At 67.7% G+C, this 21,964-nt stretch carries 24 protein-coding genes; 16 read left to right on the top strand and 8 right to left on the bottom strand.

The genetic code is table 11. The features are described 5' to 3' along the window. The first annotated feature begins 63 nt into the window (after nt 1–63). Together FFS72_RS00555 and FFS72_RS00550 are read left to right on the top strand one after the other, a co-directional pair. Entirely contained in the window at nt 64–414 is a 351-nt protein-coding gene (locus tag FFS72_RS00555) for a GntR family transcriptional regulator (protein WP_137872106.1), read from the top strand. Then, the gene (locus FFS72_RS00550) at nt 411–1,406 is read left to right on the top strand and encodes a DUF1648 domain-containing protein (protein ID WP_137872105.1); all 996 of its coding nucleotides are present in this window, start codon (nt 411–413) and stop codon (nt 1,404–1,406) included. The genes FFS72_RS00555 and FFS72_RS00550 overlap by 4 nt, the downstream gene beginning before the upstream one ends. A gap of 159 nt (nt 1,407–1,565) precedes the next feature. Here FFS72_RS00550 and FFS72_RS00545 read toward each other — a convergent pair whose 3' ends face one another. The 8 genes from FFS72_RS00545 to FFS72_RS00510 are packed head-to-tail and all read right to left on the bottom strand — an operon-like array spanning nt 1,566 to nt 8,549. After that, nucleotides 1,566–2,819, bottom strand: a complete 1,254-nt coding sequence (locus tag FFS72_RS00545; RefSeq protein WP_137872104.1) for an amidohydrolase family protein — start codon at nt 2,817–2,819, stop codon at nt 1,566–1,568. Between the two features lie 20 nt (nt 2,820–2,839). Continuing rightward, a complete protein-coding gene (locus FFS72_RS00540) occupies nt 2,840–3,622 on the bottom strand; it encodes an acyl-CoA dehydrogenase family protein (RefSeq protein ID WP_137872103.1) in 783 nt (260 codons plus the stop codon). Next, entirely contained in the window at nt 3,619–4,719 is a 1,101-nt protein-coding gene (locus FFS72_RS00535) for an acyl-CoA dehydrogenase family protein (protein WP_137872102.1), read from the bottom strand. The genes FFS72_RS00540 and FFS72_RS00535 overlap by 4 nt, the downstream gene beginning before the upstream one ends. Then, nucleotides 4,720–5,136, bottom strand: coding sequence for a nuclear transport factor 2 family protein (locus tag FFS72_RS00530; protein ID WP_137872101.1), 417 nt, complete (start codon nt 5,134–5,136; stop codon nt 4,720–4,722). It abuts the gene before it with no gap. After that, a complete protein-coding gene (locus tag FFS72_RS00525; RefSeq protein WP_137872100.1) occupies nt 5,123–6,334 on the bottom strand; it encodes a metal-dependent hydrolase family protein in 1,212 nt (403 codons plus the stop codon). Before FFS72_RS00525 ends, FFS72_RS00530 begins: the two co-directional genes overlap by 14 nt. A 4-nt stretch (nt 6,335–6,338) precedes the next feature. Further along, nucleotides 6,339–6,683, bottom strand: coding sequence for a hypothetical protein (locus FFS72_RS00520; protein ID WP_137872099.1), 345 nt, complete (start codon nt 6,681–6,683; stop codon nt 6,339–6,341). Further along, a complete protein-coding gene (locus FFS72_RS00515) occupies nt 6,676–8,010 on the bottom strand; it encodes an aromatic ring-hydroxylating oxygenase subunit alpha (RefSeq protein ID WP_137872098.1) in 1,335 nt (444 codons plus the stop codon). The genes FFS72_RS00520 and FFS72_RS00515 overlap by 8 nt, the downstream gene beginning before the upstream one ends. A 20-nt stretch (nt 8,011–8,030) precedes the next feature. Further along, nucleotides 8,031–8,549 carry a carboxymuconolactone decarboxylase family protein gene (locus tag FFS72_RS00510; protein ID WP_137872097.1) on the bottom strand — a complete coding sequence of 173 codons (519 nt, stop codon included), beginning with the start codon at nt 8,547–8,549 and terminating at the stop codon, nt 8,031–8,033. A gap of 310 nt (nt 8,550–8,859) precedes the next feature. On the opposite strand from FFS72_RS00510, the gene FFS72_RS00505 reads away from it, so the two are divergent. From FFS72_RS00505 to FFS72_RS00440, 14 genes are all read left to right on the top strand, one after another. Continuing rightward, entirely contained in the window at nt 8,860–10,236 is a 1,377-nt protein-coding gene (locus tag FFS72_RS00505; RefSeq protein WP_249353062.1) for an ABC transporter substrate-binding protein, read from the top strand. Nucleotides 10,237–10,242: 6 nt separating this feature from the next. Further along, the gene (locus tag FFS72_RS00500) at nt 10,243–12,375 is read left to right on the top strand and encodes a branched-chain amino acid ABC transporter permease (protein ID WP_137872095.1); all 2,133 of its coding nucleotides are present in this window, start codon (nt 10,243–10,245) and stop codon (nt 12,373–12,375) included. Then, nucleotides 12,353–13,066: an ABC transporter ATP-binding protein gene (locus FFS72_RS00495; RefSeq protein WP_137872094.1), complete on the top strand. Its 714-nt coding sequence runs from the start codon at nt 12,353–12,355 to the stop codon at nt 13,064–13,066. The genes FFS72_RS00500 and FFS72_RS00495 overlap by 23 nt, the downstream gene beginning before the upstream one ends. After that, nucleotides 13,063–13,764, top strand: coding sequence for an ABC transporter ATP-binding protein (locus tag FFS72_RS00490; protein ID WP_137872093.1), 702 nt, complete (start codon nt 13,063–13,065; stop codon nt 13,762–13,764). Before FFS72_RS00495 ends, FFS72_RS00490 begins: the two co-directional genes overlap by 4 nt. Before the next feature lie 6 nt (nt 13,765–13,770). Further along, entirely contained in the window at nt 13,771–14,118 is a 348-nt protein-coding gene (locus FFS72_RS00485; protein WP_137872092.1) for a hypothetical protein, read from the top strand. Nucleotides 14,119–14,121: 3 nt separating this feature from the next. Continuing rightward, nucleotides 14,122–14,430 (top strand): hypothetical protein, encoded by a 309-nt coding sequence (locus FFS72_RS00480; protein ID WP_137872091.1) that lies wholly within the window; start codon nt 14,122–14,124, stop codon nt 14,428–14,430. 39 nt (nt 14,431–14,469) lie between these two features. Next, nucleotides 14,470–15,636 carry an acyl-CoA dehydrogenase family protein gene (locus FFS72_RS00475; protein ID WP_137872424.1) on the top strand — a complete coding sequence of 389 codons (1,167 nt, stop codon included), beginning with the start codon at nt 14,470–14,472 and terminating at the stop codon, nt 15,634–15,636. Then, entirely contained in the window at nt 15,636–16,403 is a 768-nt protein-coding gene (locus FFS72_RS00470) for an SDR family NAD(P)-dependent oxidoreductase (protein ID WP_137872090.1), read from the top strand. Before FFS72_RS00475 ends, FFS72_RS00470 begins: the two co-directional genes overlap by 1 nt. Then, nucleotides 16,403–17,626, top strand: coding sequence for a CaiB/BaiF CoA transferase family protein (locus FFS72_RS00465; protein ID WP_137872089.1), 1,224 nt, complete (start codon nt 16,403–16,405; stop codon nt 17,624–17,626). The genes FFS72_RS00470 and FFS72_RS00465 overlap by 1 nt, the downstream gene beginning before the upstream one ends. Next, the gene (locus FFS72_RS00460) at nt 17,623–18,426 is read left to right on the top strand and encodes an enoyl-CoA hydratase/isomerase family protein (protein WP_137872088.1); all 804 of its coding nucleotides are present in this window, start codon (nt 17,623–17,625) and stop codon (nt 18,424–18,426) included. Before FFS72_RS00465 ends, FFS72_RS00460 begins: the two co-directional genes overlap by 4 nt. Further along, nucleotides 18,419–19,561: a thiolase family protein gene (locus tag FFS72_RS00455; protein ID WP_137872087.1), complete on the top strand. Its 1,143-nt coding sequence runs from the start codon at nt 18,419–18,421 to the stop codon at nt 19,559–19,561. The genes FFS72_RS00460 and FFS72_RS00455 overlap by 8 nt, the downstream gene beginning before the upstream one ends. Before the next feature lie 11 nt (nt 19,562–19,572). Beyond that, entirely contained in the window at nt 19,573–20,721 is a 1,149-nt protein-coding gene (locus FFS72_RS00450) for an acyl-CoA dehydrogenase family protein (RefSeq protein WP_137872086.1), read from the top strand. A 108-nt stretch (nt 20,722–20,829) separates the two neighbouring features. After that, nucleotides 20,830–21,429, top strand: a complete 600-nt coding sequence (locus FFS72_RS00445) for a TetR/AcrR family transcriptional regulator (protein ID WP_502704056.1) — start codon at nt 20,830–20,832, stop codon at nt 21,427–21,429. Beyond that, nucleotides 21,426–21,929 carry a hypothetical protein gene (locus FFS72_RS00440; RefSeq protein WP_171018524.1) on the top strand — a complete coding sequence of 168 codons (504 nt, stop codon included), beginning with the start codon at nt 21,426–21,428 and terminating at the stop codon, nt 21,927–21,929. The genes FFS72_RS00445 and FFS72_RS00440 overlap by 4 nt, the downstream gene beginning before the upstream one ends. Nucleotides 21,930–21,964 lie beyond the last annotated feature (35 nt).

The following is a 21,964-nucleotide window of genomic DNA, read 5'->3' as shown; positions in this document are numbered from 1 at the left end:
CGTTCTCGAACGGGCATCCACCGCCGAGTTGTTCTAATGGAACTAGAACAATAGAATGTATTCGTGCTCATCCGAATCGACCCCGCCTCGCCGACGCCGCTCTTCGAACAGGTCGCGGCGAGCGTGCGGCGCGACATCGCCGACGGCAGCGTCGGTTCCGGGGACCGACTGCCCGGCGCCCGAGAGCTTGCCGAATCCCTCGACCTGAACGTGCACACGGTGCTGCGTGGTTATCAGCAGTTGCGTGACGAGGGGCTGATCGAACTGCGGCGTGGGCGCGGTGCGGTGGTCGCGGCCGACGCGGGCGGGCGAGGCCGGCTCCAGGAGGCGGTCCTCGACGTCGTCGCCGAGGCGCGTCGCCTCGGACTGAGTGCGGCGGAACTGGTGACCCTGATCAAGAAGGAGATGACATGACCGAACAGACCGTGGCGCCGCAGGTGTCGTGGGTCCGTGCGCTGGTCGCGGCGCTGGCGGTACCGGTGGTGCTCGCCGCGATCGCGTTGGTGCTGTTCGCCGCCTGGGCCGCCGACCTGCCGGATCCGATGGCGGTGCACTTCACGATCGGGGGCAGTGCCGACGGCTTCGCGTCGCAGGCCGCGGCGCGCACGACCGTGCTCCTCGGTCCCGCGACCGCCGCGGTGCTGGTGACGGTCCTGGTGCTGATCACCCGGCGTGACCTGAGGACCGCCAGGATGGGCGTCACCCTCGCCGCCGGCATCGGCTCGTTCCTGGCGGTGCTCCCGGTCCTGCTGGCAATCCCGCAACGCGGCGTCGCCGACGCCGCGTCCGTCACCGTGCCTGGCTGGTGGATCGTCGCAGGCGCGGCGATCGCGGTTGGTGCGGCGGCGCTCGCCCACCTGAGCATGCCGGCGCCCGGGCCGACCCTGGCGAGCGCCGCGCCCGGCGTCGACGCCGCACGCATCCCGCTCGAGGACGGGGAGCGGGTCGCGTGGTCGGGATCGGCGGCGATGCCGCGGTGGTTCGGCGTTCTTCTGGGCGTGCTCCCGATCGCGGTCGTGGTCGCACTGATGGCGGTCGGGGCGGGCTCGGCGATCCTGCTGCTCGTGGTCGCCGCGATCTCGGGGGCCGTGATGGCGCTGGTCCTCGCCCCGGTCCGTGTCCTCGTCGATCAGCGCGGGCTGTCCGCCCGCGGAGTCGTCCCGGTCAGGCCCGTTCACATCCCTCTCGACGAGGTCGCCGAGGCGCGCACGGTCACCGTCAAGGTGATCAACGGGTTCGGCGGTTATGGCTACCGGGTCGGTCCCCGAGGGGTCGGACTGATCGCCCGGCCGGGCCCCGCGCTGGAGGTCACCCGAGGGGACGGGTCGCGATTCACCGTCACGGTCGACGGGGCCGACCAGGCTGCGGCGGTGCTCAACACTCTCGCCGCCCGCGGCCGCGTCTGAATCCGGCACCGACCGGGCGATCGCCGACATCGCCCGGTCCGAGGGCGCTGCGGCTGCTGCGCTGAATAGTGTTGGTAATGTTGGCTGTTCAGGTTGTGAGCGAAGCGACCCACTCCTCCCGGCGAGCCGCGCCGGGAGGAGTTTCCGCTTCTCGGGTGGTCAGATGCCGCGCTGCGCGTACAGCGCCGCGTACTCCTTGCGCGAGCGGGTCGAGATGTCGACGTCGGTCGCCTTGGCGCGCAGCGCCCCGACCGTCGCCTGCTCCCTGGGGATGTGCGCGAACGGGTCCCAGTGCAGGAACCGGCAGGCGTTCTGCCACGTGATCTTGTCGATGTCGGAATCGCTCGCGCCGACGGCGTCCAGTTCGTTCAGGACGAACTCGGGGGCGTCGGGCCACAGCGAATCGGAGTGCGGGTAGTCGCACTCCCAGGCGATGATGTCGATGCCGATGTCGTGCCGCAGCTTGAGGGACGTCTTGTCGGTGACGTAGCAGGCGATGACGTGCTCGCGGAACACCTCGCTGGGCAGCTTGCCGCCGAAGTCGCGCCGCAGCCACCGCTGATTGGTGTAGTGCCGGTCGGAACGGTCCATGAAGAACGGGATCCAGCCGATGCCGCCCTCGGACAGCGCGACCTTCAGCTTCGGGTAGGCGCGCATCGCCGGCCCCCACAGGAGGTCCTGAACGGCGAGCTGGGACACGCTGGGCGCCAGCACCATCAGGTTGTCGATGGGGGAGTCCGGCGCCAGCCTCAGTGCGCCGAAGCCCTGGCCGATGTGCAGGTTCATCACCATGTCGTGGTCGGAGAGCGCCGCGAAGACCGGGCCCCAGTACTCGATGTCGTGGTAGCTGGGCAGGCCGTCGATGTGCGGCAGTTCCGGCATGGTCACCGAATGGAAGCCGAGGGCCGCGACGCGTTCGATCTCCGCGACCGCGAGTGCGGGCTCCCACAGCGGCAGGATCGCGATCGGGATGAAGCGGCCCGGGTAGGCGCCTGCCCAGTCCTCGACGTGCCAGTTGTTGTACGCCTGGATCATCCCGACGGTGACCTCGTCCTTGGCGTGACTGATGTGCCCGGCGCTGAACCCGGTGAAGGTCGGGAAGCACATCGACGCGAGGATCCCGTTGGCGTTCATGTCGTCGATCCGGTCGTGCACGTCGTAGACGGCGGGCCGCATCTCCGCGTAGCTGGCGGGGTCGCGCCCCCACTCCTCCGGCGGCCAGGACACGACGGCGTTCAGGCCGGCGACGCCGGTCGGCCGGTCGCGGTAGATCCACCGCTCGACGCCCTTGTCGTCGAGGATGACCTTGGGCGCCAAGTCCTTCCACTTGCTCGGAACGTGCTTTTCGAACATGTCGAGCGGTTCGACGACGTGGTCGTCGATGCTCACCAGGATCATGTCGTCGATGTGCATGCGAATCCTCCGTTTCGGTTCTACAACTGCGCCAGGCGGGGCGCGGAGCCCTGGCTGCGGATGAGGGAGCCCGCCTCGCGGGTCAGTTCTCGGCTGCTGCCGAGCAGGCCGTCCAGCACCAGCACCCGTCGTACGTGGCGGTGCAGGTCGTGTTCGGCGGTGAACCCGATGCCGCCGAGCACCTGCTGGCAGTGCCGGGCCGCGGTCAGGGCCGCCTGTCCGGCAGCGGCTTTGGCGAGGAGTGCCCCGAGGTCTCCGTCGGAGAACGTGAGGGTCGCTTCGGCGCCCTCGATCGCGACGAGGGTCTCGGCCAGCTTGTGCCGGACGGCCTGGAAGCCCGCGACGGGCTTGCCGAACTGGGTGCGGTCCAGTGCGTGCGTGCGAGCCAGCGCCAGCATGGCGCGGGACGTCCCGACCAGCCACCAGGCGAGCGCACGACGTCCTGCGGCGAGAGGGACGGCACGTCCGCCGTCGACCGGGCGCACCGAGATGCCGGGGTCGACGGACGCACCGGACTCCGCGCCGCGCTCCCACACCACCCAGGTGCCCCCGGCGAACGGCAGCGGCACCGCGCCGCCGAGCGGCAGTCCCGCGTCGGCGAGAACGACGTCGTTGAGAATCGCCGCGTGCGAGCCGGTCTCGCCCAGGAGCCGAAACACCAGCGGCACCGTCACGTCGGGCATCTCGGTGAGCATCTCCGCCCACCCGAGCTCGGACAGGGCGGCATCGACATCGCCGGCGTGCGTCATCGTCTTGCGCAGTGTGTCCTCGAGCAGGTCGAGTTCGACGTCGTGGACGGTCATGACTCTGCCCCCAGGTCGAGCAGTCGGCGCGCGATGATGTTGCGCTGGATCTCGGCGGTGCCGCCGTAGATCGTCGCGGCGCGCGAGTACAGGAATTCGGTCCTCCACTCGGAGTCGACGAGTTCGATCGCGCCCGGCAGGAGGTCGCGTGCGGTGTCGAAGAGTCGTTGCTCGGCGGTGGCGAGCAGCACCTTGTCGATCGAGGTCTCCGCTCCGAGGCGGGCACCGTCCGCGAGGCGGCGCTGGGTCGCATGGGATCGGCAGCGCGCGGTGTGCAGGGCCAGATAGGCGGCGCCCAGATCGGCGTCGTCGTCGGAACCGGCTTGGGCGGCAATTCGATCCAGCCTGGTGAACAGATAGGTGATGCGGTGCCAGAAACAGCTGGACCGCTCGTGGGGGAGTAGATCCATCGCCACGCGCCAGCCGTCGCCGGGATTGCCGAGCATCCGATCGGCGGGCACGACGACGTCGTCGAAGTACACCTCCGCGAACTCGTCGACTCCGTGCATGGTGCGCAGCGGCCTGACGGTGATCCCGGGCGTGTCCATGTCGACGAAGAACGCGGTGATCCCGTGGTGGCCCAGACCCGTTCGGGTGAGCAGGACACAGCGGGACGCGTACTGGGCGAGGCTCGTCCAGACCTTCTGGCCGGTGACGACCCAGTGGCCGTCGTCGCGGTCGACGGCACGGGTGCTCAGGGATGCGAGATCACTGCCCGATCCCGGTTCCGAGAAGCCCTGGCACCACTGCTCCTCGCCGCTCAACAGTCGCGGCACCATCTCGGCGGCGAGGTCGGGCCGCGCGTACGAGATCATCGTCGGCGCCAGCACCTCGATCATCGAGTAGATGCCTGGTTCGGCGAGGTCGCGGGTCGCGACCTCCTCGCCCAGCACCGCACGCAGGACGGCCGGACCGCCGAGGCCACTCACCTCGGCGGGCCAGCCGTGTCGCATCCATCCGGCGTCGAACAGTGCCCGGCGGACGCGGGCCAGTTGGGCGACCTGTCCGTCGAGGGAGTGGTCGGGTCCGGGAGTGAGATCGTTCTCGTCGAGCCACGCGCGCAGGCTCGAACGGAACTCGCTGACGGTCGCGGACATTCAGACGCTCGGACGCTCGAAGGCGTGCGGGATGCCGGAGTCGTGCGCGCCGCTGCGGCGGATGAACGTCATGGCCCGCGTCCGCAGCCGCCAGCCGTCAGCGGTGCGGACGTAGTTGTCGTTGTAGTACCCGATCCGCATGTCGTGCGTGGCGTTGTCGACGAAGCACAGGGGCTGGGTACCGGTGGCGGTGTCCCCGTCGAGGGCGATCAGCGCGGTGCCGGTCATGAAGAGGCCCTGCGGGGCGGCGGCGACCAACTCCGGGAACTGGTCGAGCGGAAACGCGTCTCCGAAGGCACTGTAGGTTCCGTCGGGTGTGAACACTTCGACCACGCCTGCGACGTCACCCCTGGTCATGTTGACCGCGTAGCGGGCCAGCAACTGGTTGATCTCCACCAGGTCGTCAGTCGTTGACATGGATCTTGCCGCCTTTCATCACGAAGCGAACGTTCTGGACAACGGTGATGTCCTGCAGCGGATCACCGGGCACGGCGATGACGTCGGCGAGCAGGCCCTCGGCGAGCCGGCCACGATCGGCGGAGTCGATGAGCTCGGCGGCGTTGATCGTGGCGGCCTGGAGCACCGCGAGGTTGGGCATCCCACGCTCGACGAGCGCGACCAGTTCGTCGGCGTTCTTGCCGTGAGGGATGGCCGGAGCGTCGGTGCCGACGGCGATCTTGACGCCCGCCTTGTACGCGGCGAGCACCGAGGTGCGGGCCTTGGGGAACATCTCGGCGGCCTTGGCCTGCAGCTCCGGCGGGGCATGCGAGGTGTCCATGGCGTCGGCGAGCCGCGTCGTCGGCACCAGGTAGGTGCCGCGCGCGACCATCAGGTCGATCGCGTCGTCGTCGATGAGGAAACCGTGCTCGATGCAGTCGATTCCGGCCTCGACGGCGTGCCGGACCGCCTCGGCGCCGTGTGTGTGGGAGGCCACCTTGAGTCCACGCCGGTGCGCCTCGTCGACGATGGCCCGTAGCTCGTCGTCCGAATAGTGCTGGGCGCCAGGAGCTCCGGTGAGTGACATGACGCCACCGGAGACGCACACCTTGATCAGCTGCGCGCCGTGCTTGATCTGGTAGCGAACGGCCTTGCGGACCTCGTCGACACCGTTGGCGATGCCTTCCTCGATGGTCAGGTCGAGCACGCCGGGAGCGAATGCCGCGAACATCGTCGGGTCGAGGTGGCCGCCGGTCGGAGTGATCGCGTGTCCGGCAGGCACGATGCGCGGGCCCTCGACCCAGCCGGCATCGATCGCCTTCCCGAGTGCCACGTCGAGAAGGTAGCCACCGGTCTTCACGAACAGGCCCAGGTTTCGGACCGTCGTGAAGCCGGCACGCAGCGTGCGGCGGGCGTTGCCCACCGCACGCAGCATGCGCAGCGGCGGATCGTCCTGCACGGTGGAGTAGACCGGCTTCTCGCCGCGTCCACCCATCAGCAGGTTGACCTCCATGTCCATCAGGCCGGGGAGGAGGATCTGATCGCCCAGATCCACCACCTCGCCCTCGGGGGTGCCACCGACACCGACGATCCGGTCTCCGTCGATCTTCAGAATTCCGGGTCGGACGATCTCGCCGGAGTCGATGTCGAGCAGTCCGGCCGCCTTGAGTGTCAGCATCGCGTCAGACCACCGGCTCTCGGGTGATCTCCACCCAGGCCGCGCCGCTGTCGAGGACGCGCGGCTGCTTCCACACCTCGACCGGGAACGACACCATGACCACCGACTGCATCAGGTGCATGAGCCGCTTGGCGTCGTCGGGCATGTCGTGCAGCGGGAAGCGGGCGTCGAGGTAGACCATGACGTCCTCGAGTCGGGTCATGCCGACGTCGTAGAGGTCCTGCATCTCCTCCATCGAGGAGGCGAGCCGCTTGGCGTAGCGCTCTGGCTCGGTGGGGAGGATCCAGTCGCCGAACCGTTCCAGGTCGGCGAACTCCGCGGGGAGCTGCGGAGTCGTCGTCTCAGACATGTGCGACCTTTCCGTTGGTCTTGGCGGCGGTCTCGGCTCCGTTGGGCTTGGCTGCCTGGTCCGCCTTGTACTTGTTCACGTAGTCGCCCGCCGTCTTGTGCAGGTGGCGGAGCAGCACTTCCTGGTCGCACAGCGGGAAGTCGGTGACCGTCCGGGTGCCGATCTGGGTCTGCGTCGCCTCGAGGGTGTTCGCGTCCTGCAGCGCGTACTCCTTGAAGGTGACCGCGGCCAGCTCCTGCGACAGCCGCTCGCGGGTGTTCTTCGGCGGCACGAAGTACAGGTTGGCCTCGAAGATGTGGCTGTCGACGCCCGTCGGCCAGTAGTGGTAGGTCAGGTACCAGCCGGGAACCCAGAACAGCAGGGTGAAGTTCGGGAAGAACTCGAACGAGTCGGTGCCCCAGGTCTTCTGGCGCGACGGGTTGATGGCGGGGGGAAGTTCCTCGGGGAGGATGCCCTTGATGTCGGGACGGTCCCACGGACCGAAGAGGCCACTGTGCAGCACCCGTTCGATCGGCTTGACCATGTTCAGGTCCTTCGGCGGGGACATGCCGCCCCACGACGAGACCATCGCGTGGTCGTCCTTGATGTCGTAGCTCAGTGCCTCGAAGCCGACCTTCGCCAGCTTGTCGGCCTCCTCCTTCGTCGCCTGCTTCATGTGCAGGATCGGCGCGTGGTAGAACTCGGTGAATGCGTCGATGAAGAGCTTCCAGTTGGCCTTGATCTCCGAGCGGTAGCTGTAGACCTCGGTCATCTCGTGGTACGGGTAGCCCTCGAGCCCCTTCGCGAAGTCGCCGAGGTAGTCGGTCAGCGGGCCGGCGTCGTCGTCGAAGTTGACGAAGATGAACCCTTCCCACACCTCGCATCGCACCGGCTTGAGGCCGTACGCCGCCTTGTCCAGGTCGAAGAACTCGTCTTCCTGCTGGACGAAGGTGAGGTCACCCTTGAGGCCGTACCGCCACGCGTGGTACTTGCAGGTGAACTGGCGGCAGCTGCCCGACACCTCCTCGTTGGGGTAGTCGTTCCACACCAACTTGTTTCCGCGGTGCCGGCAGAGGTTGTAGTAGGACCGAACGGTGCCCTCGTTGTCCTTGACGATGATGATCGAGACACCGGTGCCGACCGACGGCATCTCGCGCGTGAAGTAGCTTCCCGTCTTCGGGAGCCGCTCGACACGCCCGACGTTGAGCCACAGCTTCTTGAAGATCGCCTGCTGCTCGAGCTTGTAGTGCTCCGGGTCGACGGAATCGGTGTAGTCGACGGGCGCGGTCCCGAGTTCGGGCCAGTTCTCTGTCCAGCTACCCGCGGCTGGTTTTGCGAAGTGGGGCAAGGGTCTACCTTTCGTGTGCTTTAAGGCTCGATGCCGAATGTGTTGAAGGCCATGGCCATCGAGGAATAGCCGCCGACGGTGAAGACGAGGTCGATCCGCTGCTTGTCGTCGAGGAACTCGCCGAGGACGGACCAGGTCCGGTCCGACAGTCGGGAGGTGTCGACGAGCTCGTCGACCGCGGACAGGACCAGCTGCTCGGACCGCTCGTCCGACTTTCCGAGCCGTGCCGCCTCGATCTCCGAGTCGGTGAAACCGGCTTCCCTGGCGATCTCCGTGTGGTGGTGCGATTCGTACTCGCACTCGTGACGGTGCGCGACGCGCAGGATCGTCACCTCGCGCAGTCGCTCGGGCAGCGTCGACCGGTACAGCAGGTGAACGCTGAAGCCGAGGAATGCCTTCGTCAGGTCGGGATGGCGGACCAGCGTCGACAGTGCGGTTCCGGCGCCCTCCGGATTCTGTCGCTCCCTGGGGAGCATGCCGGCGAAGGCGCGACGAGTGTCGTCGTCCCATTCGTCGGCCGGTAGCGGCGTCAGTCCCATGCGTAACCTCCTTCCCTCGATGAGAATAACATTCTCATTTCTGATCACAAGGTTTCCACGGGATCGCCCGATAGTCAACGCCGGGCAGTCCGAGCGGGCGAAGTGCCAGCTTTCGGGCCTGTAGGCACGCACCCGGTCGCCGGGTGCCCGTTCGGCCCGGTGGGCGCCGGTTGCCGGAGGGTCGGTCACGGCATCCCGCAATGCCGCCCATTGATTCTCTCTGAATGAGAAGCTAGTTTCCACCAGTGAGAGCAGGCATCCCGAATGCAGCCTTGGCTCGACACCTCGAGCCCCAGTGGAGGAGGACCAGGTGAAACCAACGAAGACAGTCATCGCCCTTGCGGCGGTGGCGTTGCTCGCCGCCGGATGTAGCGGGCGAGAAGGTGGATCGAGCACAGAGGAGAGCAGCGGAGGCGGCACCTCGTCGACCGCATCCGGTTCCTTCGGTGACCTCGACGACGTGTGCGGGCCGGGCGACGCGTCGAGTGCCACCGCGCAGGGTGTGACTGCCGACGAGATCCAGGTCGGCGTGTTCACCGACATGGGATTCACCAAACAATCGGAATTCGCCGACGCGGCAAAGGTGTTCACCTCCTGGTGCAACGAGGCAGGCGGCATCGGCGGCCGGACCATCACCGCCAACATTCGCGACGCGAAGCTGATGGAGGTGCGGCAGCGGATGCTGGAGAGCTGCCGCGAGGACTTCGCCCTCGTCGGCGGCGGTGCCGCCCTCGACGGCCTCGGCGTCAAGGAACGACTGAACTGCCTGCTGCCGAGCTTCCCCGCGCAGATCGCGCAGGCGGCATCCGTCGGCGCCGACCTCGAGGTGAGCGCTGCGCCCACCCAGGTTCCCGGCTACGACCCCTACTTCGGCTACCGCACCTGGCTCATGAAGGACGCCTACCCGGCCTCGGCCGCCGCCGTCGGCATCATCAACGGTGACTCGCCGGTGACGAAGAACCTCGGTGACCAGGCCGTCGAGTCCATCACGGCGGGCGGCGGAACCTTCGTCTACAACGACCTGTACCCGGCGTCGGGAGTCTCGGACTGGACGCCGTACGCGCAGTCGATCAAGGCGAAGGGCGTCAAGGGGCTGGTGTTCTACGGCCAGTTCGCGCAGCTCGCCAAGCTGGAGGACGTCCTGACCTCCATGGACTACAAGCTCGACTGGATCGACGCGAACAGCAATTCCTACAACGCGTCGTTCCTCGAACTGGCGGCCAACTCGCTCGATGCGCAGAACAACTATGCCGATCTCGGTGGCATCGCGCCCCTGGAGAGTGACAACCCGGCAACGAAGGAACTCGTCGAACTGTTCGACAAGTACGCACCCGGCTCCGAGATCACGCTGCCCGCGATTCGTGCCTTCTCCGCCTGGCTGCTCTTCGCGAAGTCGGCGGGAGCCTGTGGTGACGACCTGACCCGGGCATGCCTGCTCGAACAGGCAAAGGCCCAGACCGAGTGGACGGGCGGCGGACTCCAGGCACCCGTCGACATCTCGACTCCGACCGTGCCGCAGCCCTGCTTCAACGTCGAGGAGGCGACCCCGGACGGCTGGACCGCGGCCGATTTCGGCCCTGACAACGGTCTCTACCGCTGCGACGTCGCACCGTACAAGTACACCGGTGACTACGGAAAGCCGTTGACCCTCGCCGATGTCGGCAAGAGCATGAGCGACGTCGGGTAACAGACCATGGAGCAGTTCATCGCATTCGGGATCGTCGGCCTCAGCGCCGCGGCGATCTACGCGATCATCGGCAGCGGGTTGGTGGTCACCTACACGACCACCGGTGTGTTCAACTTCGCGCACGGCGCCGCCGGAATGATGGCGGCCTTCTCGTACTGGCAGCTCAGCGTGGGTTGGGGGTGGCCGGTGCCGCTGGCGCTGGCCACCGTGCTGCTGGTGCTCGCTCCGGCGTTCGCCCTGCTGGTCGAACGCGCGTTGCGTCCGGTGCAGCAGCTCGGCGAGGCGGAACGCATGGTGATGACCATCGCGCTCCTCAGCGCCCTGATCGCTCTCGCGCGCTGGATCTGGGATCCGAACAAGGCGCGCTCGCTGCCGAAGTTCTTCGCGGACCAGACGCCGATCAGGTTCGGTGATGTCACCATCACCTGGCATCAGGCGCTGACGATGATCGTCGCCGTCGCTGTCGCTCTCGGACTGCGAGTGTTGCTGTTGCGCAGCAGAACCGGCGCCGAGATGCGGGCCACCGTCGACGATCGCGGGCTGGTGGCGCTGACGGGTGCCGATCCCGTCCGCGCCAACCGGGTGGCGTGGATCCTCGGCACCGAACTGGCGGCGATCGGCGGCATCCTGATCGCGCCGACGATCGCCCTGGATTCCACGCAGCTCTCGCTGTTGATCGTCAGTGCCTACGCCGCTGCCATCTTCGGTCGGCTGCGGAGCCTGCCGATGACGTTCGTCGGCGCCGTCGCCGTCGGCTGCCTCGAGAGCTACCTGACGGGCTACCTGCCGCAGAACGAGTTCCTGCCCGGACTGCGGCTCGCGGCGCCGGCACTGCTCCTGCTCGTGGCGCTGTTGCTGTTCCCGCACGGCCAATTGAGAGGACGTGACAGGCAACTCAGCCAGGTTCCACTGCCGAGCGTGCGGGGAACCCTCGCGTTCGGAGGTGTGATCGTGGCCTTCGGTGTGGTCCTGGCGACGGTGCTCGGCGAAGCCGACCTCGTCACCTACGGTCAGATCTTCGCCTTCGGTGTCATCGCCCTGTCGTTCGTTCCCCTCGCCGGGTACGCCGGCCAGATCTCGTTGTGCCAGTTGAGCATGGCGGGCATCGGCGCGATCGTGTGTGCCCGGTTCGGGGCGGAGGGACAGTGGTGGGCGCTGCTCGCGACGATCGTGATCACCGCGCTCGTCGGGGCGGTGATCGCCCTACCCGCACTGCGGCTGTCGGGCATCTATCTGGCGCTCGGCACCGCGGCATTCGCCGTGATCCTCGACCGCTGGATCTTCACCCTGCCGTCCTTCCACATCGGCGACACCGAGATCGCGCTGTTCGATCAGGGTTCGGTCGAGTTGACGGGGCCCAGCCTGTTCGGGTTCCACATCGACACCCCGGCCGAGACGACGGTGTTCGCCGCCGTGTGCCTCGCGCTCGCGACGTTGGCGGTCGCGGCACTGCGGCGGGGGCTTCTCGGCCGCAGGCTCGTCGCCCTGCGGGACAGTGAAGCGGCGTTCGCGACCCTCGGCGGCAGCCTCCTGGTGACCAAGGTGATCGTCTTCGCGATTTCCGCGGGCATCGCGGGACTCGGCGGTGCGCTGTACGGAATGCAGTTGCAGTCCGTCACGGCCGATCAGTTCAATTTCATCGCGGGACTGTCGATCTTCCTGATCGCGGTGCTCGGTGGACTCGGCGCCGTCGGCAGCGGCCTGTGGACCGGAACCCTGCTCGCGGGCCCGTTCAACGCGATCGTCGCGTTGTGGCCGAAGACGCAGAACCTCATCCACGTCATTCCAGGACTCGCGGGCTTCGCGTTCGGTGCCAAGGCCGTCCAGCACGGCGGCATCTCGATGATGCGGGCGAGTTGGGATGCCGCGCTGCGGGACCGGCTCGTGATGTCGGTGCTCGGCGGATGGTCGGTGTTGCTGTGGATCCTGCGGCTCCTGGACGTGGTCAACGGCTACGTGTTCTTCGCCGGGCTGCTCGCAGGCGCACTCGGCGCGATGTGGTGGGGGCAGGCCCGGCACCGCACCACGGCAGACGAGCCGACCGAGCCGGAGATCCCCGTCGAATGGTGGGGCGTGCAACGGCCGTGGCGGCCAGAGGATCAGGAGGTGCTGGATCGTGCCATCGCTACTCGAGGTTGACGACATCGCCGTGGTGTTCGGCGGCCACCGTGCCCTGGACGGGGTCAGTCTGACCGCGGAGCAGGGCAAGGTGACGGGTCTGATCGGGCCGAACGGTGCGGGCAAGAGCACGCTGTTCGACGTGGTCTCCGGATTGCGCCGTCCGGTGGCCGGACGCGTGGTGCTCGGCGGGCGGGACGTCACCCGCGCCGGCCCTGCCCGCCGGGCCAGGCATGGACTGGCCCGCACCTTCCAACGGCTCGAACTCTTCGGCAGGCTCACCGTCCGCGACAACCTCCTCGTCGCGGCGGAACTCGGACCGCAGCGCCGGCACGCCGCCAGGGTGGCCGACGAAATCATCGGCAGGCTCGGCCTGGATGCCGTCGCGGACACCTGCGCCGATTCGCTCACCACCGGCACCGCCCGCCTCGTCGAGGTGGCACGCGCGATGGCGGTGCGGCCGACTCTGCTGCTGCTCGACGAACCCGCGGCAGGGCAGGACGCCGCGGAGACCGAACGATTCGCGGCGCTGCTGCGCGCCCTCGCCGACGACGGCACCGCGGTGCTGCTCGTCGAACACGACATGGAGTTGGTCATGAACGTGTGCGACACCGTCCACGTGCTCGATCTCGGACGGCTCATCTCGGTCGGCACTCCCGCCGAGGTCCGCCGCGACGAGGCCGTGCTCGCGGCCTACCTGGGGCAGTCGTGAACGCCATCCTGGAACTGTGCGGGGTGCGCGCCGCCTACGACGAGATCACCGTCCTGCACGGCATCGACCTCGCGGTGCAGCCGGGACAGATCGTGGCGCTGCTCGGGCCGAACGGTGCGGGCAAGACGACCGCGCTCAAGGTCGCGGCGGGCGTCCACCCCGTCGCGTCGGGGCAACTGCTGCTCGGCGGCCGGGACGTCACGGGCGCCGAGACCCGGGACCTGGCGCGGGCGGGTGTCTGCCTGATCCCGGAGGGGCGAGGGGTGTTCCCGAACCTGACGGTGCGGGACAACCTGCTGATGATGACGTTCACCGGGCGCCCCAAGGAGGAGATCGAGGAGATCGCGTTCACGCGTTTCCCGATTCTCGGGAAACGCGCCTCGCAGACCGCGGGGACGATGTCCGGTGGCGAACAGCAGATGCTCGCACTGTGTCGCGGACTCGCAACGGATCCCGCGGTCCTCATGCTCGACGAGCTCTCCATGGGCCTCGCACCGCTCATCGTCGACCAGCTGTACGAGCAGGTCGCCGAAATCGCCAAGCAGGGGGTCGCGGTCCTCGTCGTCGAACAGTTCGCGCAGACCGTTCTCGACATCGCCGACCATGCCGCCGTTCTCGTCCGTGGGCGGGTTCAGCACCAGGGCGTTCCCGACGCCGACTTCCGAACCGAACTCGCCGCCCTCTACCTAGGGAGCTGAAAAGCAATGACATCCACCGAAACCCGCGCAGCCCGGTTCACCCGCGAGCTGTCGGAGCTGAAGATCCCGGACCCGTCCGCGGGCCGTTCCACCCTGTGGCTGCGCCTCGGCGTCGCGCTGCTGGTCCTCGGGCCGGTCCTCGCGGTCGTGGCCTACCTGATGTCCCACAACACCTCCGACCCGCTGGTGCAGCGTGACGCCATCATCATCGCCCTCGGCGGTGTCTCGGTCGCGATCGTCGGTGCTGCGCTGTACCTGCGGTACTCGCTCACCGGATTCCTGCGTTTCTGGATGGCCCGCCAGTCGTACGACCTCGGTCTGCTCGCGGACCGGGCAGCCGAGAGAGAGGCCTGAGTCATGTCCACACCCCTTCGCGCCGGCGAACAGCTGGCCTCCACCGTCTGCACGACCCGCGTCGTGGTGGTTCGTGCGCCGTCCGACGGCGCGGTGACGCTCGAATGCGGCGGCGGCCCGATGATCGCCGCCACGGGAAGTCGCCCGACGGGCGGTCCCGTCAAGGACGCGGTGACGATGCTCGGGAAGCGCTACGTGAACGCGGACCAGACCGTCGAGGTCCTGTGCACCGTGCCGGGCATCGGCGAGCTGAGCTGCGACGGAGTCGTCATGACGATCAAGGCGGCCAAGGCCCTTCCCGCATCCGACTGATCGCGCCACCAGCAAGACAAGGAATCACCTGTGAGCGGAATGAGTTTCGAGCTGACCGAGGATCAGGAACTGATCCGGAAATCGGTCGCCGAGTTGATGACGAAGTTCGACGACCAGTACTGGATGGAGAAGGATCTCGATTACGAGTTCCCCACCGAGTACTACCGGGCACTCGCCGACGGCGGGTGGCTCGGGATCACGATGCCGGAGCAGTACGGCGGGCACGGTCTCGGCATCACCGAGGCGACCCTGCTGCTGGAGGAGGTGGCGCGCTCCGGCGGCGGGATGAACGCCGCGAGCGCGATCCACCTCTCCATCTTCGGCATGCACCCGGTGGTGGTGCACGGGTCCGACGAACTCAAGGCTCGTACACTCCCGAGGATCGCCAACGGCGACCTGCACGTGTGCTTCGGGGTGACGGAACCCGGTGCGGGACTGGACACCTCGCGAATCACCACGTTCGCGAAGCGGGACGGCGACCACTACGTCGTCAACGGTCGCAAGGTGTGGATCTCGAAGGCGATGGAGTCGGAGAAGATCCTGCTGCTGACCCGCACCCAGCGCTACGACGAGGTGACCAAGAAGACGGACGGCATGACGCTGTTCCTGACCGATCTCGATCGCGCGCACGTCGACATCCGGCCGATCCGCAAGATGGGACGCAACGCCGTCACGTCGAACGAGCTGTTCATCGACGACCTGAGGGTGCCGGTCGAGGACCGGGTCGGTGAGGAGGGCAAGGGCTTTCAGTACCTGCTCGACGGTCTGAACCCCGAGCGGATGCTGATCGCAGCCGAGGCACTCGGCATCGGGCGGGTCGCGCTGGACAAGGCTGTCCGGTACGGCAACGAGCGGGAGGTCTTCGGACGACCGATCGGCATGAACCAGGGACTGCAGTTCCCACTCGCCGACTCGCTGGCGCACCTCGACGCGGCAGAACTGGTGCTGCGCAAGGCGACCTGGCTCTACGACAACGGGAAGCCGTGCGGCCGGGAGGCGAACACCGCGAAGTACCTGTGCGCGGACGCCGGGTTCACCGCCGCGGACCGCGCCCTGCAAACCCACGGCGGCATGGGGTACTCGGAGGAGTACAACGTCGCCCGCTACTTCCGTGAGGCCCGTGTCATGCGGATCGCACCGATCAGCCAGGAAATGGTCTTGAACTACCTGGGTTCACACACTCTGGGACTGCCGAGGAGCTACTGATGGCCGACAAAAACGGACTGTTCGATCTGACGGGGCGCTCGGCCCTGGTGACCGGTGCGGCGGGTGGCATCGGTGCGGCGGTTGCCGAGGCGCTCGCCGCTCAGGGCGCCGCGGTGCTCGTCACCGACATCGACCCGGACGCGGCGGCAGCCGTCGCCGAACGCATCTCCGCCAACGGGGGCAAGGCCGACTCCGCCGGCCTTGACGTGCGCGCTCGCGCCGCGGCGGATGCGGCGGTGGCGCGGGCAGCCGGATTCACCGAAGGGAAGCTGCACATCCTGGTCAACAACGCGGGTGCCACGGCGCCCGCGATGTTCGCGGACCTGACCACGGAGGCGTTCCAGTGGATGCTCGACATCCACCTGCTCGGTGCCTTCCACTGCGCGCAGGCCGCGCTGCCGTTCATGCCGACCGACGGCACCGGACGCATCATCAACGTCACCTCGTCCGCAGGCATCACCGGCACCCTCGGCCAGGTGAACTACTCGGGTGCCAAGGCGGGCATCATCGGCCTGACGAAGTCCCTCGCTCGTGAACTCGCACGCAAGCAGATCCTCGTCAACGCACTCGCTCCGCTCGCGGCGACGCCGATGACCAAGACGATCCGCACCAACGAGAAGTTCTCGGAGCAGATGCTCGCCCGGATCCCGCTGCGGCGCTGGGCCGAACCCTCGGAGGTCGCCGGCGCGTTCGTCTTCCTCGCTTCCGATGCGTCGTCGTTCGTCACCGGGCAGGTGCTGCCGGTGGACGGTGGAATGGTGATGTGATGCGGTCGAACTCGGCCGGTCCGCTCGCTGGCGTCACGGTCGTTGCGCTCGAACAGGCCGTCTCCGCACCCATGTGTACCCGCACTCTCGCCGACTTCGGAGCCAGGGTGATCAAGGTGGAGAACCCGAAGGGAGGCGACTTCGCCCGCGACTACGACGACGTGGTCAATGGCATGGCCGCGCATTTCGTGTGGGTCAACAGGGGAAAGGAATCGGTCACGCTCGACCTGAAGTCGGATGCCGGGATCGACGTGCTGCACAGGTTGCTCGACCGGGCGGACGTGCTGGTGTCGAATCTGGCGCCGGGCGCCACCGCGCGCCTCGGGCTTGCGCCGGAGGATCTCGCGCAGCGTCATCCCGACCTGATCGCCACGTCGATCGACGGCTTCGGCGCGGGCGGTCCGCTGTCCCACAAGCGGGCCTACGACCTTCTCGTGCAAGCGGAATCGGGAGTATGTTCGGTCACCGGCAGGCCGGGCGAACCGGCAAAGCCGGGGCCTCCCGTCGCGGATGTCACGTCCGGTCTGTACGCCGCGTTGTCGATCATGGCATTGCTCTACGGCCGGAAGACGGGGACCGGGCGAGCGCCTACCGTCACGGTCAGTCTCTTCGACACGATGGCCGAGCTGATGGGCTACCACCTGACCTACGCCCGGCACTCCGGAGGCGACCAGCAGCCGCTCGGCATGAGCTCGCCCGCCGTCGCGCCGTACGGCGCCTACGGCACCGGCGACGGGCAGACCGTGGTGCTCGGCACGACGAACGACCGGGAATGGCAGCGCCTCGCCCGCGAGATCCTGCAGCGCGACGACCTCGCGGACGACCCACGGTTCCGCACCAACTCCGATCGCGTGCACCACCGCGATGCCCTGGACGCGGAGATCGGCGCCTGGTGTGCGCGCCACGATCTCGCGTTCATTCAGAAGACCGCCGATGCGGCCGCGATCGGCAATTCGCGCTACAACCTCGCCAGCGAGGTCCTCGAACATCCGCAGCTCTCCGCCCGCGATCGCTGGCGGGAGATCGGCACACCCAACGGTCCGATTCCGGCGCTGCTGCCGCCGCCGGTGATCGAGGGCTTCGACCCCCCGATGGGTTCGGTCCCCGGGCTCGGGGAACACACCGACCGGGTTCTCTCCGACGCGGGTCTCGACGCGGACGACATCGCTGCGCTGCGTGCGCGGGGCGTCATCGGGCCGGTCGATCCGGGAGTCGCGGGATGAGTGCGGCGGTCGGTCTCGACGTCGGCGATCGGAACGGGGTCCGCACGCTGACCCTCAACCGGCCGCATCGCCGCAACGCGATCAACCCGGAACTGTGGGTGGCGCTGCGTGATTCGCTGGAGGAGATCAGGGACGATCCGTCCGTGAGGACGGTGGTCGTCACCGGAGCGGGCGGAGCGTTCTGCTCGGGAGCCGACCTCGCGGAGATCTCCGACGCGCACCCGACCGCGAAGATGCGGCTGCTCACCGATGTTGCGCTGCTCCTGCACGAACTGTCGGTGCCTACGATCGCGAAGGTCGACGGCGTCGCCGTCGGCGCCGGGTGGAACCTCGCCCTCGGGTGCGACTTCGTCGTCGCGACGCCGGAGTCGACGTTCTCGCAGATCTTCGCGCGCCGCGGCCTGTCCCTGGACCTCGGTGGGTCGTGGCTGCTGCCCAAGCACGTCGGCCTCCAGCAGGCCAAGCGGTTGGCGCTGCTCGCCGAGACCATCGACGCTGTACAGGCACGGGACCTGAACCTGGTGACCTGGGTGGTCGACGGAGTCGAGATCGGCGAATTCGTCGACGATCTCGCCGACCGCCTGGTTGCCGGGCCGCCGGTCGCATTGGCCCAGACCAAGGCGCTGCTCAACGAGGGCGCCGATCTCGGACTGCGCAGTGCCCTGGCGAACGAGGCCCGCGCACAGGCAGTCAACTTCGGGACCGCCGACGCCCCCGAGGCGTACGCGGCGTTCGCCGAGAAGCGTCATCCCCGGTTCACCGGACGGTGGGCCGTACCGAGAGTGGAGAAGCATGCGTGAAGTGGTGATCGTCGAAGCGGTCCGGACCGCCGTCGGGAAGCGAAACGGAGGACTGTCCGGGGTACACCCCGTCGACCTGTCGGCCGAAGTCCTCGGTGCGCTCGTCGACCGCACGGGTATCGATCCCGCTGTCGTCGACGACGTGGTGTGGGGCTGTGTCTCGCAGATCGGCGACCAGTCCAGCAACGTCGCACGGTACGCCGTCCTGGCCGCCGGATGGCCCGAGAGCATCCCCGGAACCACTGTCAACCGGGCATGCGGATCGAGTCAGCAGGCGCTCGATTTCGCTGTGCAGGCCGTCATGTCGGGGCAGCAGGACGTCGTCGTCGCGGGCGGTGTCGAGGTGATGAGCCGGGTGCCGCTCGGTTCGGCCCGCGCCTCGGGAATGCCGTACGGCCCGAAGGCCTTGGCCCGCTACGACGATGCCGGGTTCAATCAGGGCGTCGGCGCCGAGTTGATCGCCGACAAGTGGGGATTCACCCGCGCCCGGGTCGACGAGTTCGCGGCCCTGTCCCATGAGCGGGCCGCCGCCGCGCAGGACTCGGGTGCCTTCGAGTCCGAGATCGTCTCGGTGCCAACGGAGAACGGAGTCATCTCCGTCGACGAGGGCATCCGGCGCGGCACCACCATGGAGAAGCTCGCAGGTCTCACGCCGGCGTTCCGTGACGACGGTGTCATCCACGCGGGTAACTCGTCGCAGATCTCGGACGGCGCCGCGGCACTGCTCGTCACCACCCCCGAACGCGCGCGTGAGCTGGGTCTGACGCCGATCGTGCGGTACGTCGCCGGTACCGTCGTCGGCTCGGACCCGGTGCTGATGCTGACCGGTCCGATCCCTGCCACCGACCGCGTCCTACGCAAGGCAGGCGTCGACCTGTCCGACGTCGGGGTGTTCGAGGTCAACGAGGCCTTCGCTCCGGTTCCGATGGCATGGCTCGCGGAAACGGGCGCCAACCCCGAGCTGCTCAACCCGCTCGGCGGCGCGATCGCGCTCGGTCATCCGCTCGGCGGCTCCGGCGCGGTCCTGATGACCCGGATGATCAATCACATGCGGCGCAGCGGAATTCACCGCGGCCTGCTGACGATGTGCGAGGGCGGCGGCACCGCCAACGCGACCCTCGTCGAACTCGCCTGAGAGGGACAACGATGCGCAGAGACGTCTTCACGGACGACCACGAGGCCTTCCGCAAGCTCACCCGCGACGTCATCGAGAAATACGTCGTTCCCGGGTATTCCGAATGGGAGAAGGCGGGACGGATGCCGCGCGAGATATTCCGGGAGCTCGGATCGCTCGGAATGCTCGGCATGGCGATCCCGGAAGAATACGGGGGAGCGGGGATTCCCGACTTCCGGTACAACGTGATCCTCCAGGAGGAGGCGGCGCGCGCACTCGTCACGCTCAGTACGGTGCGAACCCAGCTCGACGTGATCCTGCCGTACTTCCTCGAGTACACGAACGACGAGCAGCGGTCGCGATGGTTCCCCGGCATGGCCGCCGGCGAACTGCTGACCGCCATTGCGATGACGGAGCCCGGCACCGGCTCGGATCTCGCGGGCATCCGGACGACGGCGCGCCGGGAGGGCGACGAGTACGTCGTCAACGGCGCGAAGACGTTCATCACCGGCGGCATCCTTGCCGACCTGGTGATCGTCGTGGCCAGGACGTCGACCGACCCCGACAATCGCCGCGCCGGCCTGACCCTGCTCGTCGTCGAGGACGGCATGCCGGGCTTCGTGCGAGGGCGTCAGCTCGACAAGATGGGCTGCAAGGTGCAGGACACCGCGGAGCTCTCGTTCGAGGACGTGAGGGTGCCCCTCGCCAACCGCCTCGGCGAGGAGGGGGAGGCGTTCCGGTACCTCGGACGGAACCTGCCGCAGGAGCGGATGACGGTCGCGGTGGGCTCGGTCGCGCAGGCGCGGGCCGCGGTGGCAGCGACGATCGACTACGTGAAGGAGCGCAAGGCATTCGGGACTCCGGTGGCGTCGTTCCAGAACACGAAGTTCGAGCTGGCGGCGATGTCGGCGGAGATCGAGGCCGCGCAGACGATGATCGACCGTGCGGTGCTGGATCTGGTCGACGGAGAGTTGTCCGGTGCCGACGCCGCCCGGGTCAAACTGTTCTGCACCGAGGTGCAGGGACGCGTCGTCGATCGGTGCCTGCAACTTTTCGGTGGGTACGGCTACATGACCGAATATCCGATCGCCCGGCTGTACACGGATGCGCGGGTGGCGCGGATCTATGCCGGAACGAGCGAGGTCATGAAGGTCATCATCGCGAAGTCACTGGGCCTGTAGTCCCCGTTAGGTGAGACACACCGACACAGAAATATGACCCTTGTCACACCGTGAAATCCAACCTACTGTGTGCTTAGTAGGTTGGTTCGTATGAAGGAGAAACCGTCCGTGGAACGGCCATACGCAACGCTCCTCGCGAAAGGTGAGGATCGAAAGCAGCGGATCCTTTCCGTTGCGCAGCGGCTGTTGGTCCGAAACGGATGGCGCAACACCTCCCTCGCGCAGATTGCGAGGGAAGCCGGAGTCACGACAGCGGGACTCCTGCACCATTTCGAGTCGAAGGATCACCTGTTGGAGGCGGTCGCCGATTCCCGAGACGCGGACGACCTGAACCGCGTCGACCGGAGCGGCGACCTCGTCGAGCAGCTGTCGAAGGTGCCGCGTCGATTCGACGAGGCACCGGACATGGTCGGCATGTTCACCGTGCTGCTGATCGAGAACCTCGAACCGGACGCTCCTCTTCACGACCGCCTACTCCACAGATCCCGGGCTTCGGTCGCAACCGTTGAAACAGGCATCCGGCGCGGGCAACGTGCCGGTCGGTATCGAACCGACCTGGACCCGGCCGTCAAGGCGGTGGAGATCATCGCCTTCATTCACGGAATGGAGACACTATGGCTGCTCGATCGTTCGATACCGCTGAACGAGGTCTTCACGGAGTACATACAGTCGCTCAGACAGCAGCTCATGCTCGACGGCACACCCTGAGACACCGCGTGGTCGTGGTCGGTCCCAGCGTCGTCGACGTGGTCCGACTGCTCGGTGGCTGGGTGTTCGATCGAGTGACGTCCGGCTGGGACGCGACCGTTGCGGTCGCCGATCACCCGGATGTGCGTCCCCTCCAGATCCTCGGCGCCCGCACCCTCGACCTCGAGACCGCGCTCGACAACCAGACCGGCCCCCACCCCCAGGTCATCGCCGTGTCCGTGGACCTCTTCCAGGCCGACGAGCGCATCCGTGACGGCGTCATGGCCACCCTCGACCGCGGCGACATGGACATCACCCTGTGGGGCGAGAACTGGCCCGCCAACCTCGACGAGCGGTTCTGTACGGGACAGCACCATCTCAGCGGTGCCGCGCGGGTGTTCAAGGCGCAGGCGATGGCGGCGGCCAACGCTCCCACGGACGCCGTCGTCGGCACCGAAGTACTTCGTACCGCAGAAATGCTCAGCCCCCGCGGTGGCCTTCGCCTCGTCTCCGCCAGTTAGACAAAGACGTTCAGCCCGCCGGCCCCCAGCCTCAC

The sequence above is a fragment of the Rhodococcus sp. Q genome, from assembly GCF_005503035.1.
Classification (GTDB): Bacteria; Actinomycetota; Actinomycetes; order Mycobacteriales; family Mycobacteriaceae; genus Rhodococcus_G.
The sequence above is the reverse complement of the archived record's forward strand: the minus strand, read 5'-3'. Positions and strand labels throughout refer to the sequence as shown.

What these genes read in the sequence shown, in the direction of transcription:
- FFS72_RS00550 (WP_137872105.1), top strand. Translation starts at nt 411, where the DNA reads ATGACCGAACAGACCGTGGCGCCGCAGGTGTCGTGGGTCCGTGCGCTG.
- FFS72_RS00545 (WP_137872104.1), bottom strand. Translation starts at nt 2,819, where the DNA reads ATGCACATCGACGACATGATCCTGGTGAGCATCGACGACCACGTCGTC.
- FFS72_RS00540 (WP_137872103.1), bottom strand. Translation starts at nt 3,622, where the DNA reads ATGACCGTCCACGACGTCGAACTCGACCTGCTCGAGGACACACTGCGC.
- FFS72_RS00535 (WP_137872102.1), bottom strand. Translation starts at nt 4,719, where the DNA reads ATGTCCGCGACCGTCAGCGAGTTCCGTTCGAGCCTGCGCGCGTGGCTC.
- FFS72_RS00530 (WP_137872101.1), bottom strand. Translation starts at nt 5,136, where the DNA reads ATGTCAACGACTGACGACCTGGTGGAGATCAACCAGTTGCTGGCCCGC.
- FFS72_RS00525 (WP_137872100.1), bottom strand. Translation starts at nt 6,334, where the DNA reads ATGCTGACACTCAAGGCGGCCGGACTGCTCGACATCGACTCCGGCGAG.
- FFS72_RS00520 (WP_137872099.1), bottom strand. Translation starts at nt 6,683, where the DNA reads ATGTCTGAGACGACGACTCCGCAGCTCCCCGCGGAGTTCGCCGACCTG.
- FFS72_RS00510 (WP_137872097.1), bottom strand. Translation starts at nt 8,549, where the DNA reads ATGGGACTGACGCCGCTACCGGCCGACGAATGGGACGACGACACTCGT.
- FFS72_RS00500 (WP_137872095.1), top strand. Translation starts at nt 10,243, where the DNA reads ATGGAGCAGTTCATCGCATTCGGGATCGTCGGCCTCAGCGCCGCGGCG.
- FFS72_RS00485 (WP_137872092.1), top strand. Translation starts at nt 13,771, where the DNA reads ATGACATCCACCGAAACCCGCGCAGCCCGGTTCACCCGCGAGCTGTCG.
- FFS72_RS00480 (WP_137872091.1), top strand. Translation starts at nt 14,122, where the DNA reads ATGTCCACACCCCTTCGCGCCGGCGAACAGCTGGCCTCCACCGTCTGC.
- FFS72_RS00475 (WP_137872424.1), top strand. Translation starts at nt 14,470, where the DNA reads ATGAGTTTCGAGCTGACCGAGGATCAGGAACTGATCCGGAAATCGGTC.
- FFS72_RS00470 (WP_137872090.1), top strand. Translation starts at nt 15,636, where the DNA reads ATGGCCGACAAAAACGGACTGTTCGATCTGACGGGGCGCTCGGCCCTG.
- FFS72_RS00465 (WP_137872089.1), top strand. Translation starts at nt 16,403, where the DNA reads ATGCGGTCGAACTCGGCCGGTCCGCTCGCTGGCGTCACGGTCGTTGCG.
- FFS72_RS00460 (WP_137872088.1), top strand. Translation starts at nt 17,623, where the DNA reads ATGAGTGCGGCGGTCGGTCTCGACGTCGGCGATCGGAACGGGGTCCGC.
- FFS72_RS00455 (WP_137872087.1), top strand. Translation starts at nt 18,419, where the DNA reads ATGCGTGAAGTGGTGATCGTCGAAGCGGTCCGGACCGCCGTCGGGAAG.
- FFS72_RS00450 (WP_137872086.1), top strand. Translation starts at nt 19,573, where the DNA reads ATGCGCAGAGACGTCTTCACGGACGACCACGAGGCCTTCCGCAAGCTC.